Origin of the sequence: Microbacterium sp. DWRC1-3, assembly GCF_049896645.1 — a bacterium.
Lineage (GTDB): Bacteria > Actinomycetota > Actinomycetes > Actinomycetales > Microbacteriaceae > Microbacterium > Microbacterium maritypicum.
On record NZ_JAFCUS010000001.1, the window covers coordinates 1907644 to 1923808 of the forward strand.

17 protein-coding genes are annotated in these 16165 nt (G+C 69.0%); 9 read left to right on the forward strand and 8 right to left on the reverse strand.

Features of this window, described 5'->3' with window-relative positions; translation table 11 throughout:
- Positions 1 to 143: 143 nt before the first annotated feature.
- From ACP699_RS09265 to ACP699_RS09275, 3 genes are all read right to left on the reverse strand, one after another.
- Positions 144 to 1178 (reverse strand): ABC transporter permease, encoded by a 1035-nt coding sequence (locus tag ACP699_RS09265; RefSeq protein ID WP_017829492.1) that lies wholly within the window; start codon positions 1176 to 1178, stop codon positions 144 to 146.
- Positions 1178 to 2680 carry a sugar ABC transporter ATP-binding protein gene (locus ACP699_RS09270; RefSeq protein ID WP_127483080.1) on the reverse strand — a complete coding sequence of 501 codons (1503 nt, stop codon included), beginning with the start codon at positions 2678 to 2680 and terminating at the stop codon, positions 1178 to 1180. The genes ACP699_RS09265 and ACP699_RS09270 overlap by 1 nt, the downstream gene beginning before the upstream one ends.
- Before the next feature lie 188 nt (positions 2681 to 2868).
- Entirely contained in the window at positions 2869 to 3738 is an 870-nt protein-coding gene (locus tag ACP699_RS09275; protein ID WP_151485742.1) for a sugar phosphate isomerase/epimerase family protein, read from the reverse strand.
- Positions 3739 to 3934: 196 nt separating this feature from the next.
- Between ACP699_RS09275 and ACP699_RS09280 the strand changes: the two genes are divergently transcribed.
- Positions 3935 to 4936: a LacI family DNA-binding transcriptional regulator gene (locus ACP699_RS09280; protein WP_426170744.1), complete on the forward strand. Its 1002-nt coding sequence runs from the start codon at positions 3935 to 3937 to the stop codon at positions 4934 to 4936.
- 59 nt (positions 4937 to 4995) lie between these two features.
- Here the strand turns inward: ACP699_RS09280 and ACP699_RS09285 are convergent, their stop codons facing one another.
- Positions 4996 to 5982, reverse strand: a complete 987-nt coding sequence (locus ACP699_RS09285; RefSeq protein ID WP_426170746.1) for an aldo/keto reductase — start codon at positions 5980 to 5982, stop codon at positions 4996 to 4998.
- On the reverse strand, positions 5969 to 7264 hold the full coding sequence (locus ACP699_RS09290) for an L-fuconate dehydratase (RefSeq protein ID WP_017829497.1): 1296 nt from the start codon (positions 7262 to 7264) through the stop codon (positions 5969 to 5971). Before ACP699_RS09290 ends, ACP699_RS09285 begins: the two co-directional genes overlap by 14 nt.
- A gap of 124 nt (positions 7265 to 7388) precedes the next feature.
- On the opposite strand from ACP699_RS09290, the gene ACP699_RS09295 reads away from it, so the two are divergent.
- Both ACP699_RS09295 and ACP699_RS09300 read left to right on the forward strand, forming a co-directional pair.
- Positions 7389 to 8249: a fumarylacetoacetate hydrolase family protein gene (locus ACP699_RS09295; RefSeq protein WP_017829498.1), complete on the forward strand. Its 861-nt coding sequence runs from the start codon at positions 7389 to 7391 to the stop codon at positions 8247 to 8249.
- Positions 8231 to 8995, forward strand: coding sequence for an SDR family NAD(P)-dependent oxidoreductase (locus ACP699_RS09300; protein ID WP_426170749.1), 765 nt, complete (start codon positions 8231 to 8233; stop codon positions 8993 to 8995). The genes ACP699_RS09295 and ACP699_RS09300 overlap by 19 nt, the downstream gene beginning before the upstream one ends.
- A gap of 90 nt (positions 8996 to 9085) precedes the next feature.
- Here the strand turns inward: ACP699_RS09300 and ACP699_RS09305 are convergent, their stop codons facing one another.
- Complete coding sequence (locus ACP699_RS09305; RefSeq protein ID WP_426170751.1) at positions 9086 to 10060, reverse strand: amidohydrolase family protein; 975 nt, start codon at positions 10058 to 10060, stop codon at positions 9086 to 9088.
- A gap of 46 nt (positions 10061 to 10106) precedes the next feature.
- Here ACP699_RS09305 and ACP699_RS09310 point away from each other — a divergent pair, with 46 nt between their 5' ends.
- A complete protein-coding gene (locus ACP699_RS09310) occupies positions 10107 to 10784 on the forward strand; it encodes a FadR/GntR family transcriptional regulator (RefSeq protein WP_017829501.1) in 678 nt (225 codons plus the stop codon).
- A 19-nt stretch (positions 10785 to 10803) separates the two neighbouring features.
- Here the strand turns inward: ACP699_RS09310 and ACP699_RS09315 are convergent, their stop codons facing one another.
- Positions 10804 to 11466, reverse strand: a complete 663-nt coding sequence (locus ACP699_RS09315; protein WP_151485736.1) for a transaldolase family protein — start codon at positions 11464 to 11466, stop codon at positions 10804 to 10806.
- Positions 11467 to 11584: 118 nt separating this feature from the next.
- Here ACP699_RS09315 and ACP699_RS09320 point away from each other — a divergent pair, with 118 nt between their 5' ends.
- The 5 genes from ACP699_RS09320 to ACP699_RS09340 are packed head-to-tail and all read left to right on the forward strand — an operon-like array spanning position 11585 to position 15433.
- Complete coding sequence (locus ACP699_RS09320; protein WP_400646475.1) at positions 11585 to 12547, forward strand: ribokinase; 963 nt, start codon at positions 11585 to 11587, stop codon at positions 12545 to 12547.
- A 50-nt stretch (positions 12548 to 12597) separates the two neighbouring features.
- A complete protein-coding gene (gene rbsD / locus ACP699_RS09325; protein ID WP_151485734.1) occupies positions 12598 to 13002 on the forward strand; it encodes a D-ribose pyranase in 405 nt (134 codons plus the stop codon).
- Positions 13002 to 13814, forward strand: a complete 813-nt coding sequence (locus ACP699_RS09330) for a GntR family transcriptional regulator (RefSeq protein ID WP_055874620.1) — start codon at positions 13002 to 13004, stop codon at positions 13812 to 13814. Before rbsD ends, ACP699_RS09330 begins: the two co-directional genes overlap by 1 nt.
- Positions 13815 to 13835: 21 nt before the next feature.
- Entirely contained in the window at positions 13836 to 14894 is a 1059-nt protein-coding gene (locus tag ACP699_RS09335) for a PLP-dependent cysteine synthase family protein (RefSeq protein WP_055866126.1), read from the forward strand.
- A gap of 23 nt (positions 14895 to 14917) precedes the next feature.
- Positions 14918 to 15433 carry a glycine cleavage system protein R gene (locus ACP699_RS09340; RefSeq protein ID WP_426170756.1) on the forward strand — a complete coding sequence of 172 codons (516 nt, stop codon included), beginning with the start codon at positions 14918 to 14920 and terminating at the stop codon, positions 15431 to 15433.
- A gap of 20 nt (positions 15434 to 15453) precedes the next feature.
- On the opposite strand, the gene ACP699_RS09345 is transcribed toward ACP699_RS09340, so the two are convergent.
- Positions 15454 to 16137 (reverse strand): FadR/GntR family transcriptional regulator, encoded by a 684-nt coding sequence (locus tag ACP699_RS09345; protein ID WP_055866131.1) that lies wholly within the window; start codon positions 16135 to 16137, stop codon positions 15454 to 15456.
- Positions 16138 to 16165: the final 28 nt, after the last annotated feature.

Consider the following 16165-nt stretch of genomic DNA (forward strand, 5'->3'; position numbering starts at 1 on the left):
TTTGGGTACGACTCGGTTTGTTCTGTGTGGATGCCGGATGAGCCGGCGCTGTGGACATTCCAGGTGCCTGTGCGGATGTCTCCGCGGAAGCCGGCCGTGGCCGGAGGACGACGACGGGCACGGGTTTCGTCGCCGTCCAGGTCTCAGGTGCGCTGTCGGTTGCGGAGCGAGTCGAGGAAGACCGCGAGCAGCACGACCACGCCGACGACGATGTTCTGCCATTCGGGCTGGATCGACATGATGCGCAGACCGTTCACGAGCACGCTCATGATGAGGGCGCCGATCACGGTGCCGAGGATCGATCCGCGTCCGCCCAGCAGCGAGGTTCCGCCGATGATGACCGCGGCGATCGCCTGCAGCTCGTACCCGGTGCCGATCTGCGGCTGCGCCGAGTCGAGGCGGGAGGCGATGACGATGCCCGCGACGCCGGTGAACGCCCCGGCGAACATGTAGATCAGGATCGTCCAGCGACGGGTGTTGACGCCCGAGAGGCGCGTGGCCTCTTCGTTCGAGCCGATCGCGAAGGTGTACCGGCCGAGCAGCGTCTTCGACAGCACGAGGTACGCGATGATCGCGAGCACGGCGGTGACGAGAACGGCGTTCGGGATGCCGGGGATGATCACGCCGAGGGCGATCTTCTTGAAGTCGGGGGCCGACGTCGAGAAGTAGATCGGCGCGACACCCGAGATCACGAGGGCGAGGCCACCGGCGATCATCATCATCGCCAGGGTCGCGATGAACGGCGGGAGCCGGAGGAACGTGATGTTCACACCGTTGATCAGGCCCATCAGCACACCGGTGAGGATGCCGCCGATGACACCGACCCAGACCGGGAGCCCCATGTTCGTCACGAACACACCCGTCATCACGGCGCACAGCGCCATGCCGGTGCCGATCGACAGGTCGATGCCGCCGGTGATGATGACGAAGGTGGTGCCGAGGGCGAGGATACCGATGACGGCGGTCGACAGCAGCACCGTGGCGATGTTGCTGAAGGTGAAGAAGTTGGGGCTGGCGATCGAGAAGAAGATGATCAGCACGATGAGCGTGCCGAACGCCAGCGACTGCTGGAACTGCCGCTTCAGGAACGCGCCGACGTCTCTCTTGTCGGTGTTCTCGTTCACGGCGGTCTGGATGATCGTCGTCGTCGACGATCCGGGCTGCTGCGGAGCGCTCATCAGTCTTCCTCCCCGTGGGCTGCGAGTTGCATGATCTTCTCCTGGCTTGCTTCCTCGTTGCGGAGCGTCCCGGTGATGCGGCCGTTGGCGAAGACCGCGATGCGGTTCGCCACACGGAGGATCTCCGGGAGCTCGGATGAGATGACGATGATGGACTTGCCTGCATCAGCGAGCTGCTGCATGAGGCGGTAGATCTCCTCCTTCGCGCCGACGTCGATCCCTCGGGTCGGCTCGTCGAAGATGAGGATGTCGCAGTCGCGCATCAGCCAGCGGGCGATGACGACCTTCTGCTGGTTCCCTCCGGAGAGGAGCTTGACGACCTGGTTGACCGAGGGGGTCTTCACGCGCAGCTGCTGCACGTACTCCTTGGTGCGGTTCTTCGCCTTGCTGTCGCCCATCCAGCCGATCGCGTTGGCGTAGGAGCCGAGCGAGGCGAGCACGGTGTTGAACGTCACGTCCTGCTCGAGCATGAGGCCGAGGAGCTTGCGGTCCTCCGAGAGGTATCCGACGCCGTGCTGCACGGCGTCGGCGGGCTGGGCGATCCGCACCGTGCGACCGTCGATCGCGATCGTGCCGCTGTCGCGGTGATCGGCGCCGATCACGGCACGCGCGGTCTCGGTGCGCCCGGCGCCCATGAGCCCGGCGAAGCCGAGGATCTCGCCCTTGTGCAGCTGGAACGAGATGTCTTTCAGGAGGTTCTTGGTCGACAGACCCTGCACCTCGAGGACAACGGGATCGTTCGCGTGCTCTCGGGCCTGCGGACGGGTACCCTCGTCGATCACACGTCCGACCATCATCTCGATGATGGTCGGGATGGTGATCTCGGACCTGTCGAGTGATCCGATGTATGTGCCGTCACGGAGGACGGTCACCCGGTCGGCCAGACGGCGCAGCTCGTCCATGCGGTGCGAGATGTAGACGATCCCGGTGCCGCGCGCCTTGAGCTGCTCGATCAGCACGAAGAGCGTCTCGACCTCGGTGTCGGTGAGGGCGGAGGTCGGCTCGTCCATGATGAGCACCTTGGCGTTGAACGACAGCGCCTTGGCGATCTCGACCATCTGCTGCTCGGCCACCGTGAGCTCGCCGACGAGCTGCCGGGGGTTCAGGTGGATGTCCAGGCGCTGCAGCAGTTCCGCGGTCTGCGCGTTCAGCTTGCGCTCCGACAGGAACGGCCCGGTGGTGGGCTCTCGCCCCACGTAGATGTTCTGCGCCACGGTCAGATCGGGCATCAGGTTGAGCTCCTGATGGATGATCGTGATGCCGAGCTCCTGCGCCTGGAGGGGGCTGGTGAGCTCCACCTCCTGACCCTCGAACGTGATCGTGCCCTCGTCCTTGGTGTAGATCCCGGAGAGGATCTTCATCAGCGTCGACTTTCCCGCGCCGTTCTCGCCCACGAGCACGAGCACCTCGCCGGCGTGCACCTCGAGGTGCACGTCCTTCAGCGCCTGCACGCCGGGGAATCCCTTGCTGATCCCCTCGACCCGGAGGATGGGTCCACTCATGCGCTCACCTGCTTCCTTGAAGGTTCTGCTTCGATGTCGGCGGATCATTCCGCCGCAAACATCGGATCAATTCTGCGTCCTGCGCCACGGCCAGCGCAAGTTGTATCTAAATGTATCTAAGGTCGGAGGGATTGGGAAGACCTGTAATGACATCTTGATCTTCCGCTCTCCTTCCCCCGCGATTCCGCTCAGTGGAGGCGGATCGAATCGACCGCGACGAGCTTGTCGCGGATGTACGCGTTGGCGTGCGCGCCGAGCTCGTCGTTGTCGTTCCAGAGGTTCCGCCAGATGCCGAGCATGCGACTGAGGTCAGGCGCGACGACCGCCGACGAGAACGACTCGAACACGATGGGGCCGCCGTAACCGATGCGACCGAGCGCCTTGAAGAAGGTGTCGAAGTCGACCGTTCCGGTGCCGAGGTAGCCGCGGTGGCTCTCCCCGATGTGCACATAGCGCAGCGCCGGTGCCGCATCGAGGACGGGCGTGAACATATCCGACTCCTCGATGTTCATGTGATACGTGTCGATGTGGATCCCGAGATTCGGGCGATCCACCTCGGCGATGTAGGCGAGGGCCTGTCGTGCGGTGTTGAGCACGTTCGTCTCGTAGCGGTTCACGACCTCGAGCGAGACCGACACCCCGCGCGCGGCCGCATGGTCGGCGACCCGGGCGATCGCGGCCTTGCTGCTCGCGAGGCCCTCAGGGGTCACGGGCTCCATGTACTTCTTCATGGCGCTGTAGATCACCCCGCAGAAATGCTCTCCACCGAGGTCGGCGAGCACGTCGACGGCCTTGACAAGGAGCGCTTCGCCCGCCGCCGCGATCGCCGGATCGGCGCTGGTGACATCGGTCGCCTCGGAGAGTCCGAGCGAAGCACTGACGGCGAGGTCGTACTCCTCCAGCGCGTCCTTCGCGACGGAGACGTCGAACGTGAACGGATCCATGAGCGGGAACTCGATGAGGTCGAAACCCGCCTCCCTGGTCTTGTGCACCGCCAGACGGATGCCCTCGGCATCGAAGTTCCCCGTCCAGACGAGCCCGTGGCAGCCGATGTTCATGAGACCTCTCGCAGCGGGTGTGCGGCACCGTCGCCGTCCCGGAGTTGGCACGTTGCAACTCCGGCGTGCGAGTCACGCTACGTCGGTCGACCGACCCCTGTCAAGAACTTTCTTGGCACGTTGCAAGTCCTCCGATATCCTGATGCCGCCGACGCCGTCAGGAACCCCGATCGACGCGGCCCGACCAAGGAGTCCCATGCCCGCGAGCGTCAAGGACGTCGCCGCCCTCGCCGGAGTCTCCTCCTCCACCGTCTCGAACTACCTCAACCACCCGCACGTGCTCGGAGCAGCGAGCCGCGAACGGGTGCGGTCGGCGATCGAGCAGCTGGGCTTCGTGCCCAACGAGTCGGCTCGGCAGCTGCGTGCGGGATCGAGCAAGGCGCTCGCCCTCATCCTGCTCGACGCCTGGCTGCCCTACTTCCACGAGCTCTCGCGCGGGGTCGAAGACGTCGCCCGCGAGGGCGGCTGGTCGCTGTTCTTCAGCAACAGCAACCGCGACGACGCACAGGAGCGGCGCAATCTCGACATGTTCGAGGCGCACCGGGTGCAGGGCATCGTCATCTACCCGCTCGGTGACGTGGTGCCGCGCCTGGAAGCCCTGGCCGATCGCGGCATCCGCTCGGTCGTGGTGGGCCCGATCCCCGACTCCTCGAAGGTCGCATCCGTGCTGTTCGACGACCGAGACGGCGGGCGACTCGCAGGAGAGCATCTCGTGACACTCGGCCGACGGCGCATCCTGTTCCTCGGCAATCCGGCGGTGAGCCAATCGAACCACCGTCTGGAAGGGCTCCGGGAAGCGGTCTCAGGGACCGCGGCGACCGTGACGACGATCGAGGTGCCGCACCTGGTCACGGAAGACGGGCTCCACGCCGGCGAGCAGATCATCGCGATGCCCCCGGCCGAGCGCCCCGACGCCGTGTTCGCGGCGAACGACATGGTGGCGGTCGGCGTGCTCACGCAGCTGCTGCGCCACGGCATCCGGGTGCCGGAGGAGATCGCGCTCGTCGGCTTCGACGACGTCGCCCAGGCGCACCAGAGCGTCGTTCCGCTCACGAGCGTGCGGCAGCCCGGCTACGAGATCGGCCGCGCTGCAGGAGCAGCGCTCCTGCAGCAGCTCGCCGACCCCAGCGCACCGCCGCCCGCGACGACCCCGTTCCCCGCCGAGCTCATCGTGCGCGAGTCGACCGTCGGCCGCTGAGGCGCTGAGTCTCGGCCCGCCGCCGTCGACAACTTCCTGCCGCAGGCGGCGGGGGGGGTTCAGGCCGCCGGGATGAGCCCTTCCGCGGCCAGGTTCTCCCACAGCCCAGCCGGGATCTCGAGCGCGGCATACTCCGCGTTCTGCTGCAGCTGCGCCGGCCGGCTGCCGCCCACCACCACGGAGCGCACGACGTCGGACTGCAGGGGGAACTGGATGGCCGCAGCGGGCAGCGGCACACCGTGATCGGCGCACACGGCGGCGATGCGCACGAGCCTGTCCCACAGCTCGTCGGGAAGCTGTCCGTACTCGTAGCGCCCGTCGCGGCGCGGCTCACTCGATGCGAGCAGCCCCGAGTTGAAGACGGACGCCGCCACGATCCCGGTCGCGGTCACACGGCAGGCGGGCAGCACGTCGACGGCGGCGGGCTGCTCGAGCAGCGTGTACCGGCCGGCCACCATGATCAGGTCGAGGTCGGCGGCGCGCACGGCTGCGGCGAGAGCATCCGACACCATCGAGCCGATGCCGATCGCGGTGACCTCGCCGTCGGCACGCAGCTGCTCCATCGCGGGCAGGGCTTCGGCGAGCGCGAGGTCGAGGTCGTGCCGCTCGGGGTCGTGCAGGTAGAGCAGATCGATGCGTTCGATGCCGAGCCGTTCGCGAGACTCGTCGACGCTCGCGCGAATGCCCGCCTCCGAGAAGTCCCACACGCGCTGCAGGTCGTCCGGCACGTGGAAGTCGTTCGCGGTGTCGAGGCCGCCGGAGTGGTCGGGGTTCGGCCGCAGCAGGCGCCCGGCCTTGGTCGAGAGCACGTACTGGTCGCGCGGCTTGGTCTGCAGGAACGCCCCGAGCCTGCGCTCCGACAGGCCCAGACCGTAGTGCGGCGCGGTGTCGTAGAAGCGGATGCCGCTCTCCCACGCGGCATCCAGCACGGCCCACGCCTCGTCGTCGCTGAGCGGACGGAACAGGTTGCCCACGTTCGCGGCGCCGTACCCGAGGGCGGGAACCTCCAGGCGGTCGCGCACTCCCCCGCGATCAGGCACCGACATGTGCACCCGTCCAGGTGTAGGTCGCGATGCTGTCGGCCTTCATCTCCATGCCCGTTCCCGGCGCGGTCGGCGCCATGTACGAGCCGCCCTGGATGTCGGTGGGCACGACGAAGTGCTCGTGCAGGTGGTCGACGAACTCGATCATGCGGCCCTCGCGGGTGCCGGTGACCGCGACGAAGTCGAACATAGACAGGTGCTGCACGGCCTCGCACAGGCCGACACCACCGGCGTGCGGGCACACGGGCACGCCGAACTTGGCGGCGAGCAGCAGGTTCGCGATGTTCTCGTTCACCCCGGCCACGCGCACGGCGTCGATCTGCATGACCGAGATGGCGTCGGCCTGCAGCAGTTGCTTGAAGATGACACGGTTCTGCGCGTGCTCACCCGTCGCGACGCGGATGGGCGCGACGCCCCTGGCGATCTCGGCGTGGCCGAGCACGTCGTCGGGGCTCGTGGGCTCCTCGATCCAGGCGGGATGGAACTCGGCGAGCGCGTTCACCCACTCGATCGCCTCCGACACCTCCCAGCGCTGGTTGGCGTCGATCGCGATGGGGAAGTCGGGTCCGCACACCTCCCGCGCCTTGCGGAAGCGGCGGATGTCGTCGTCGAGGTCGGCGCCGACCTTGAGCTTGATCTGGGTGAAGCCGTCGGCCATGGCCTCGCGGGCGAGGCGTTCGAGCTTCTCGTCGGAGTAGCCGAGCCAGCCGGGGCTCGTGGTGTAGCCGGGGTATCCGGTGGCCAGCAGCTGCTGCTCGCGCTCAGCTCGTCCGGGCTCGGCCGCACGCAGGATCTCGAGGGCGTCTTCGGGGGTGAGGGCGTTGGTGAGGTAGCGGAAGTCGACCAGGTCGACGAGCTCCTCCGGCGTCATGCGGGCGAGAAGCTGCCAGAGCGGAAGCCCCGCGCGCTTGGCCTTGATGTCCCACAGCGCGTTGATGACCGCGCCGATGGCCATGTGCATGACCCCCTTCTCGGGGCCGAGCCAGCGCAGCTGCGAGTCGCCGATGATGTCACGGAACGTGCCGCCCATGTCGTCGAGCAGCGGCTCGATCTCGCGCCCGACGAGGTGCCCGGCGAGCGCGTCGATCGCCGCGACCTGCACGTCGTTGCCTCGACCGATCGTGAAGACGAACGCGTGCCCCTCGATGTCGTCGTCGGCGTCGGTGCGCACGATGACGTACGCGGCCGAGTAATCGGGGTCGGGGTTCATCGCGTCCGACCCGTCCAGGCTCAGGGACGTGGGGAAGCGGATGTCGGTGGTGTCGAGGGCGACGATACGGCTCACGGGATTCCTCTCCATGCACGGGTGATTTCTTCCGTGCGGATCTCTTGGAGTGTAAACATCCGATGTCTATACTGTCAACGAGACCGGCCGCCTCATCGCGGCCTCCCGACCGATCAGGAGAAACATGAAGTTCGCGCGGCTCGGCACCCCCGGGAATGAGATCCCCGTCCTCGTGGAGGGCGACCGATACCTCGACCTCCGCTCCGTAACATCCGACGTGAACGGCGATTTCCTCGAGAGTGACTTCGTCGCCCGGGTCACGGCCGCGCGTGAAGGCGGAGAGCTCCCCGAGCTCGCGGACGCCGCGTCGATGCGCATCGGCGCCCCGATCGCCCGCCCGAGCGCCGTGATCTGCATCGGCATGAACTACGCGGCCCACGCGGCCGAGTCCGGTTCGGAGCCGCCCACCATCCCGATCCTCTTCCTCAAGACCCCGAACACGGTCGTCGGCCCGAACGACACGGTCACGATCCCGCGGGGCAGCGAGAAGACCGACTGGGAGGTCGAGCTCGGCATCGTCATCGGCACCCGCACCGCCTATCTCGACAGTCCCGAGGAGTCGCTCGCGCACGTCGCCGGCTTCGTCGCCGCGAACGACGTCTCCGAGCGCGACTTCCAGATGACGGTCTCCGGCGGCCAGTGGTCCAAGGGGAAGATCGCGCCCGGCTTCAACCCGACCGGCCCCTGGCTCGTCACCCCCGACGAGGTCGACCACCACGCACTCGGACTTCGCAGCTTCGTGAACGGCGAGCCGCGGCAGGACTCGAACACGAGCGACATGATCTTCACGGTCGAGCACATCGTGCACCACCTGTCGCAGTACGTGACGCTCGAGCCGGGCGACCTGATCCTCACCGGCACCCCGCAGGGCGTCGCCCTCTCGGGCAAGTACCCGTACCTCGCCGCGGGCGACGTGGTCGAGATCGAGATCGACGGCCTCGGCCGTCAGCGACAGGAGTTCGTGGCATGGGAGGCCCAGAAGTGAGCGCACTGAACGGACTGGTGGCGATCGTCACCGGCGGAGCATCCGGAATCGGCGCGGCGATCGCGCAGCGCCTGCACGCCGACGGCGCGACCATCGCGGTGCTCGACCGCGACACCGAAGCGGCCGACCCCGCCTTCGCCGCCTTCACTGCAGACGTCTCCGACCGCGCGAGCGTCGACGAGGCGGTGGCCGCCGTGGCCGAGAGGTTCGGGCGCATCGACATCGTCGTCAACAACGCCGGCATCGGCGCGCAGGGCGACATCGCCGCGAACGACGACGACGAGTGGGCGCGAGTGCTCTCCGTCAACGTCACCGGCATCGCCCGTGTCACCTCGGCAGCTCTCCCGTGGCTGCGGAAGTCCCCGTCGGCGGCGGTGTGCAACACGGCATCCATCGCATCGACCACCGGGCTGCCGCAGCGCGCGCTCTACAGCGCGTCGAAGGGTGCCGTCTCCGCTCTCACCCGCGCGATGGCCGCCGACCACCTGCGCGAGGGGATCCGTGTGAACGCGGTCAACCCGGGCACGGCCGACACTCCGTGGGTGGGACGCCTGCTCGACTCTGCCACCGACCCCGCCGCCGAGCGTGCGGCCCTCGAGGCACGCCAGCCCCACGGGCGACTGGTCAGCCCCGACGAGGTCGCCGCGGCTGTCGCCTACCTCGTGAGCCCCGCTGCAGGCTCGACCACCGGAACCTTCATCGAGGTCGACGGCGGCATGGCCCAGCTGCGCCTGCGCGCGGAGTAGCCCCCGCTACCTCCTCCCGGTCGCAGTTGACGCCGCATCCGACGTGCGGGGATGGCAGCAACTGCGACCGGAACGCCGGTCAGACGGCGCTCAGCCGCGGTGGCCGCGGAGCCAGCTCCGGAGGCCGGAGCGGGGAGTCTTGTCCGTCGGCAGCTGCCGCGGCCGATCGGTGCGGTAGAACTGCTCGGCGTTGCGCCACAGGAGCGCATCGAGGTCATGCCCACGCGATTGCGCCCAGGCGATCACGGTGTCGGCCCAGCGCGATCGCGCCGTCGCCTGGTAGGTGGCGGACCCATCCTCCGGCGCATGCGGGTCGCCGTCCTCGGCCGGACCGATCACGGAGACGGGCCAGTCGCTCCCCCACATCAGCCGCTCGACGCCGAAGGCGTCCGCCGCCACGTCGAGGAACGGCTCGAGCTGCTCGGCGCTCCAGTCGCCGCCCGCCTCTCCCGGCAGCCCCGAGAGCTTGCAGAAGGCGTTCGCATGCCGCGCCAGCTCGGTGAGGTCGCGCGCCCACTCCGCGGACGGCGCGAGCGGGGACGCCGCCGTACCGACGGCGGGCTTTCCGAGGTGATCGAGCACGAGCCGCAGCTCGGGGATCGCTCCGGCGAGGCGGGCGATGTCGGGCAGCTGGTTCTCGCGCACGCAGACGTCGAAGCTCAGGTCACGAGCGGCGACCTCCCTGGCACCGGTCACGAACGCCGCCGAGACCGCGAGTCCGTCCGGCTCACCCTGCAGGTTGTGCCGCACGCCCACGACGAGGGGTTCCGCCAGGAGTCCCTCCAGGTGCGCGACCGTGTCGGTCCCCCTGTCGAGTCGTACACCCGCGACGATCCCGACGATGCCGAGCGCAGGGGCGAGGCCCGCGACCCAGTCGACCTCGGCGAGGAAGTCGTCTTCGATCGTCTCCGCCTGCACGAAGACCGACCTCTCCGGTTCGGCCAGGCCCAGGCGGGCATGCTCGAGCTCGAGGTCGGCGAAACGATAGGCCATCGGCCCTTCGAGCCAGGTGTACGTCAGAACCTCCGGATCCCAGAGGTGCAGATGTGAATCGAGAACGCGCATGGCTCCATCCTGCCGGAGACATCCGATCAATCGCTAGGATGACGCCATGGCAGTCACCGACGAGGCGATCGAGAAGATCAAGGCGATGATCGTGGCGGGCGAGCTCTCCCCCGGTGATCGGCTTCCCCCCGAGAAGGAGCTGTCCGAACGACTCGGCCTGTCCCGCAGCTCGATGCGCGAAGCGGTCAAGGCGCTGGAGGTCATCCGGGTCCTCGACGTGCGTCGCGGCGACGGCACCTACGTGACGAGCCTCGAGCCGCATCTGCTGCTGGAGGCGATCTCGTTCGTGGTCGACATGCACGACGACGATTCGATGCTCGAGATCTTCGCAGTGCGGCGCATGCTGGAGTCGCAGGCGACCGGGCTCGCGGCGACGCTCGGGACAGATGAGCAGATCGCCGAGCTGCAGGATGAGGTCGACTCCATCGATGCGGCGGTCACGATCGAGTCCCTGGTCGACCACGACATCCGGTTCCACCGCGAGATCGTCGCGATGTCCGGCAACGCCTACCTCGCGAGCCTGATCGAGCACCTGAGCAGCCAGACCGTCCGCGCCCGCGTCTGGCGCGGCCTCACCGAGGGCGGCGCTGTCGAGCGCACCCTGTCGGAGCACCGGGCCATCGCCGACGCGATCGCCCAGCATGACTCCGCCCTCGCGACCTCTCTGGCCACGGCGCACATCGCGGGCGTCGAGCGCTGGCTGCGTCAGGCCGCAGCGAGCTGACGCCGGCGGGAGCAGCCGCTCACGCCCCCAGACGCACCATGGCGGCGTCGAACTCGGCCGCCGAGCTGTCGCTCACCTCATGGAAGAGCAGCCGGTCCAGCACATCGGGAGCCGCGGTGAAGTAGGGGATCCCCGCCAGTCGCAGGCCCGTGATGTCATCCGGCGAGCGCAGGGATGCGGCGAGCACGTTCGACGCACTCCCCGCGCACACCTCCTGCATGCGGGCGATCGTCGCGTCGCCGTCGAGCCCGGCATCGCGCATGCGTCCGAGGTACGGGGCGATGTACTGCGCGCCGATCGACGCGCACGCCAGGGCCTGCGCGACCGAGTACACGGCGGTGACCAGCACGGTCGCCCCCTCGCGCACGAGCGCGGCTGCGGCGGCGAAACCCTCAGCCGTCGCCGGCACCTTCACGGCCACCCGGTCACCCAGCGCGCGGATGCCCTCGGCGTTGCGGAGGAACGAGGCGGTGTCGCCACCCCAGGTCTGGAAGAAGATCTCGCGCGCCCCCTCCGACTCCCAGCGGGCGTAGAGATCAGGGATCTCGGCGGCGGTGCGGCCACCGCGTTCGAGGATGGTCGGGTTCGTGGTGACGCCGTGCACCACCCCCGCGGCGAGCAGCGGGGAGACACGGTCGACATCGGCGCTGTCGACGTACAGGCGTGGCGCGATCGGGGTCATCGGGGTCTCCTCGCGGACAACCTGTCGTTACAGGTGCGGATTCGGCTAATGTAATGACAGCCATCGCGGTCTGTCAAAGCGACGGCCATGCCTGCCGTCGAGGAAGATCAGGAGCGAGATGACCCCCGCACACCCCGAGGACCGCACCGGCGTCGTCATCGTCGGCAGCGTCACGGCCGATGTGACCACCTTCTCCGGGCGCCTGCCGGCCAGAGGCGAGACGATCCTCGGCGACGAGTTCACCCTCATGCTGGGGGGCAAGGGCGCGAATCAGGCCGTCGCCGCCGGTCGCTCCGGTGCACGCACGAGCTTCGTCGGCTGCGTGGGAGACGACCTCTTCCACGACCTGGTCGTCGACGGGCTCACGGCAGCGGGCGTCGACCTCACGCACCTGCGCACGGTTCCCGGCCCGACCGGCATCGCGCACATCCGGGTCGACTCCTCGGCGCAGAACGACATCGTGATGGTGCCGCTCGCCAACGCCGCCCTCAGCGCCGCGCAGATCGACGAGGCGCTCGCAGCTCTCGCCCCCACGACCTCGGTGCTGCTCACCCAGCTCGAGACGCCGTCGGCACTCACGGCGCACATCACCGCGCGCGGACGCGAGCACGGGATGACGGTCATCCTCGACCCGGCACCGGCCGCCGAGCTCGATGCGGAGATCTGGCGGAGCATCGACATCGTCACCCCCAACGAGACCGAGGCGACGCTGATCAGCGGCATCGAGGTGACGGATGCCGCATCGGCCGAACGCGCCGGACGCTGGTTCCTCGCCCAGGGCGTCGGCGCCGCCGTGATCACCCTCGCGGGCCAGGGGTCGTGCGTCGTCACGGCCGAGGGCGCATCCGTGATCCCTCCGTTCCCGGTCGAGGCCGTCGACACGACCGCGGCGGGCGACGCCTACGCCGGATACCTCGGTGCAGCGCTCGCGAACGGCAGCACCCTGGCGGATGCCGTGCGCCTGGCCACCGCGGCCGGCGCCCTCACCGTCACCAAGCAGGGGGCGTCGCCGAGCCTTCCCCACCGCGCCGAGGTCGATGCGTTCCTGACGGAGCGCTCGGCCGCACCCGTCGCGAACTGAACTCGCGAACCGAACTCGCGAACCGAACCTGCGGAGCACCGAGGAGCCACATGCGCAAGACAGCCACCACGATCAATCCCGCGCTCTCCCGCGTGATCAGCGAGACCGGCCACACCGACCTGCTCGTCGTCACCGACGCGGGCCTGCCGATCCCCTCGGGCTCCGAGCGCATCGACCTGGCGTATCGGCCGGGGGCTCCGGCCTTCCTCGACGTGCTCGACACCGTGCTCGCCGAGCTGGTCGTGGAGGGAGCGACGGTCTCGGCAGAGGTCGCCGAGAAGAGCCCGGAGGTGCTGGCCGCGCTGCGGGAGCGGTTCGCCGGGATGGGATTCGAGATCGAACTCCTCCCGCACGTCGAGTTCAAGAAGCTCAGCCACGGCGCCCGCGCATTCGTGCGGTCGGGGGAGTTCACCCCCTACGCGAACGTGATCCTGCACGCGGGGGTGGCGTACTGATGGCCCTCGTCGACGACGCGATCGACCGGCACTCCGCCGCGCCGATGTACGACCAGCTGCGCCAGCTGATCATCGACGGCATCGCGCGCGATGGGTTGCAGCCCGGCGACCCGCTGCCCGGTGAGCATCGGCTGTGCGAGCGCTACGGCATCTCGCGCACCGTCGTGCGCCAGGCGCTCGCCCAGCTCGAACACGAGGGACTCGTCGAGCGGGTGAAGGGCAAGGGCACCTTCGTCTCCCGTCCCCGCACGAGCGAGAGCCTGGTGCACACGCTGGTCGGTCTGTACGACGATGTCGAGCGCCGCGGCGGCCATGTGCACAGCGACGTGCTGCGGCACGAGCAGACGACGGCGGATGAAGAGGTCGCCCTGGCGCTGGAGGTGCCCGTGGGGTCGCCCGTCGTGGTGCTGGAGCGTCTGCGCCATGTCGACGGCGAGCCGTGGTCGCTGTCGACGACGTGGATGCCGGAGGCCGTCGGCCGTGTGACGCTCGGCGCCGACCTGACCGAGGGCTCTCTGTACCGACTGCTCGCCGACAACGGCATCGTCGCGACGCACGGCGTGCGCTCAGCAGAGGCGACCGTGGCCACGCACGAGCAGGCACAGCATCTGGGAGTCAGCGCCGGCTCGGCCCTGCTGCGTCTGCGCAGCATCAGCCGCAGCTCCGACGGCACGCCGATCGAGTACTTCATCGCGTATCACCGCGGCGACCGCTCGCGCTTCGAGTTCCAACTGCAGCAGGAGCAGTCGCAGGCCTCGCTGCTGCACGTCGATGGCGAAGGCGGGGCGTCCCGTGCCGGGACGGTCGGCTGAGCGGCCGGTAATGTCGAGGGCATGAGCGACTGGACCAGCACCGCGATCGCCCTGCTGGAAGCCGATGCCAACCGCAGCGCCGACACCCACCTGCACCTGTTCCCGCTGCCCTCCGAGTGGGGCATCGACCTCTACCTGAAGGACGAGTCCGTGCACCCCACGGGCTCCCTCAAGCATCGCCTCGCGCGCTCGCTGATCCTCTACGGCCTGGTCAACGGACGCATCCGCGAAGACACCACACTGGTGGAGTCGTCGAGCGGATCGACCGCCGTCTCCGAGGCGTACTTCGCCCGCATGCTGGGGCTGCCGTTCATCACGGTCGTTCCCCGTTCGACCGTGCAGGAGAAGATCGACCTCATCGAGTTCTACGGCGGCACCTGCCACTTCGTCGACCGGGCAGAGGACATGTCGCCCGAGGCGCAGCGCCTCGCCTCCGACTGCACCGGCCACTACCTCGACCAGTTCACGTTCGCCGAGCGCGCGACCGACTGGCGCGGCAACAACAACATCGCCGAGAGCGTGTTCAGCCAGCTCTCCCAGGAGCGGCATCCGATCCCCTCCTGGATCGTCACGGGCGCCGGCACCGGTGGGACGAGCGCGACGTTCGGCCGCTACGTGAAGTACCGCCGACATGACACCAAGGTCGCGGTCGTCGATCCCGAGGGCTCGGCCTTCTACGACGGATGGGCCGGCACCGTGGACCCGCCGGCCGGGCGTCCGAGCCGCATCGAGGGAATCGGCCGCCCCCGGGTCGAGGCCTCGTTCGTGCCCACCGTGATCGACGAGATGATCCAGGTTCCGGATGCCGGCTCGATCGCCGCGATCCGCCTGCTGCGCGAACGCACCCTGCACTGGGCCGGGGGCTCGACGGGCACGAACCTCTACGGCGCGTTCCAGCTCATCGCCCGCATGCGGGCCGCGGGAGAGACCGGCAGCGTCGTGACCCTGATCTGCGACAGCGGCGTCCGCTACGCCGGCACCTACTACTCCGACGAGTGGGTCGCGGCCCAAGGCTGGGACCTCGCCCCGCACCGGGCACGACTCGACGGGTTCCTGGAGTCCGGCGTCTGGGTGGAGTGAGGGCTGCGGGCTACGCTGGCCGCATGACTACTCTGATCCTCACCGTCGCGGGTGCAGACCGTCCTGGCCTCGTGGCCGCCGTCGCCGATGTCGTGGATGCGCACGGCGGCAACTGGGAGAACAGCTCGCTGGCCGAGCTCGCCGGCACGTTCGCGGGCGTCATCGAGGTCTCCGTGCCGACCGAGCAGGCGGCGGAGCTCGAGAGCGCTCTGCGCGGCCTCCAGGGCCAGGGGCTCCTCACGCTCGCCGTGCTCACCGGCACCCCGGATGCCGCCGCAGACGACGATCAGCTGCTCGAGATCCAGGTGCTCGGCAACGACCGCCCCGGCATCGTGCGCGAAGTCTCCGGCGTGCTGAGCGCGCATGCCCTGAGCATCGAGGAGCTCGCCACCGAGACCAGGGATGCCGCGATGGCCGGCGGGCGCCTGTTCGAGGCATCGGTCACCGCGAAGGTCCCGGCCTCCGTCGACCTCGACGCCCTACGTACCGACCTCGAACGCATCGCCGCCGAGATCCAGGTCGACATCACCCTCGGCTGAGCATTCCGCCAGAACGCGCGTCAGTCCTCGAGGCCGGAGTACCTCCGCACCCAGTACTCCGTGTACGCCACGTGCGCCGAGGCCGCAGCACTCGCGGCGACGGGGTCGGCGGCGGCGAGTCCGCGCAGGATCGCACGGTGGCCGGCATCCGAGTGCACCTTCAGCTCGGCGGCGTCCTCGGGGTCGGAGATCCGATAGGCCCTCGAACGCGAACGCAGCACGTCGATCAGACTGGTCAGCGCCTCGTTCCCCGCAACGCCGGAGATCGCCATGTGGAACTCGTGGTCGAGCCGCGACTGCGCCTCGAAGTCGGTGGTCGCCTCGATCTCGTCGAGCACACGGTCCAGCGACGCCACCGTGTCCTCGTCGATGCGGGCTGCGGCGAGCGCGGCGGCATGCGGTTCGAGCACGCGGCGCAGCTCGGTCAGCTCCAGCACTCCGGCCATCGGCAGCAGTCCGACGGTGAGTGACAGGCTGCCGATCAGATCGGCGGCACGCAGCTCGCTGACGTAGCTGCCGGAGCCGTGACGGGTGTCGAGCACACCGAGAGCGGCCAGCATCCGGATCGCTTCGCGCAGGGATCCCCGGGAGACGCCGAGCCGTTCGCAGAGCTCGCCCTCGCTCGGCAGCCGGTCGCCGGGCCGCAGCGCGCCGTCGGCGATCAGTGCCCGCAGCCCGTGCAGCGCCGTGTCGAGTGCGCTCATCGTCATCCTCTCTGACACTCCCCCGCCC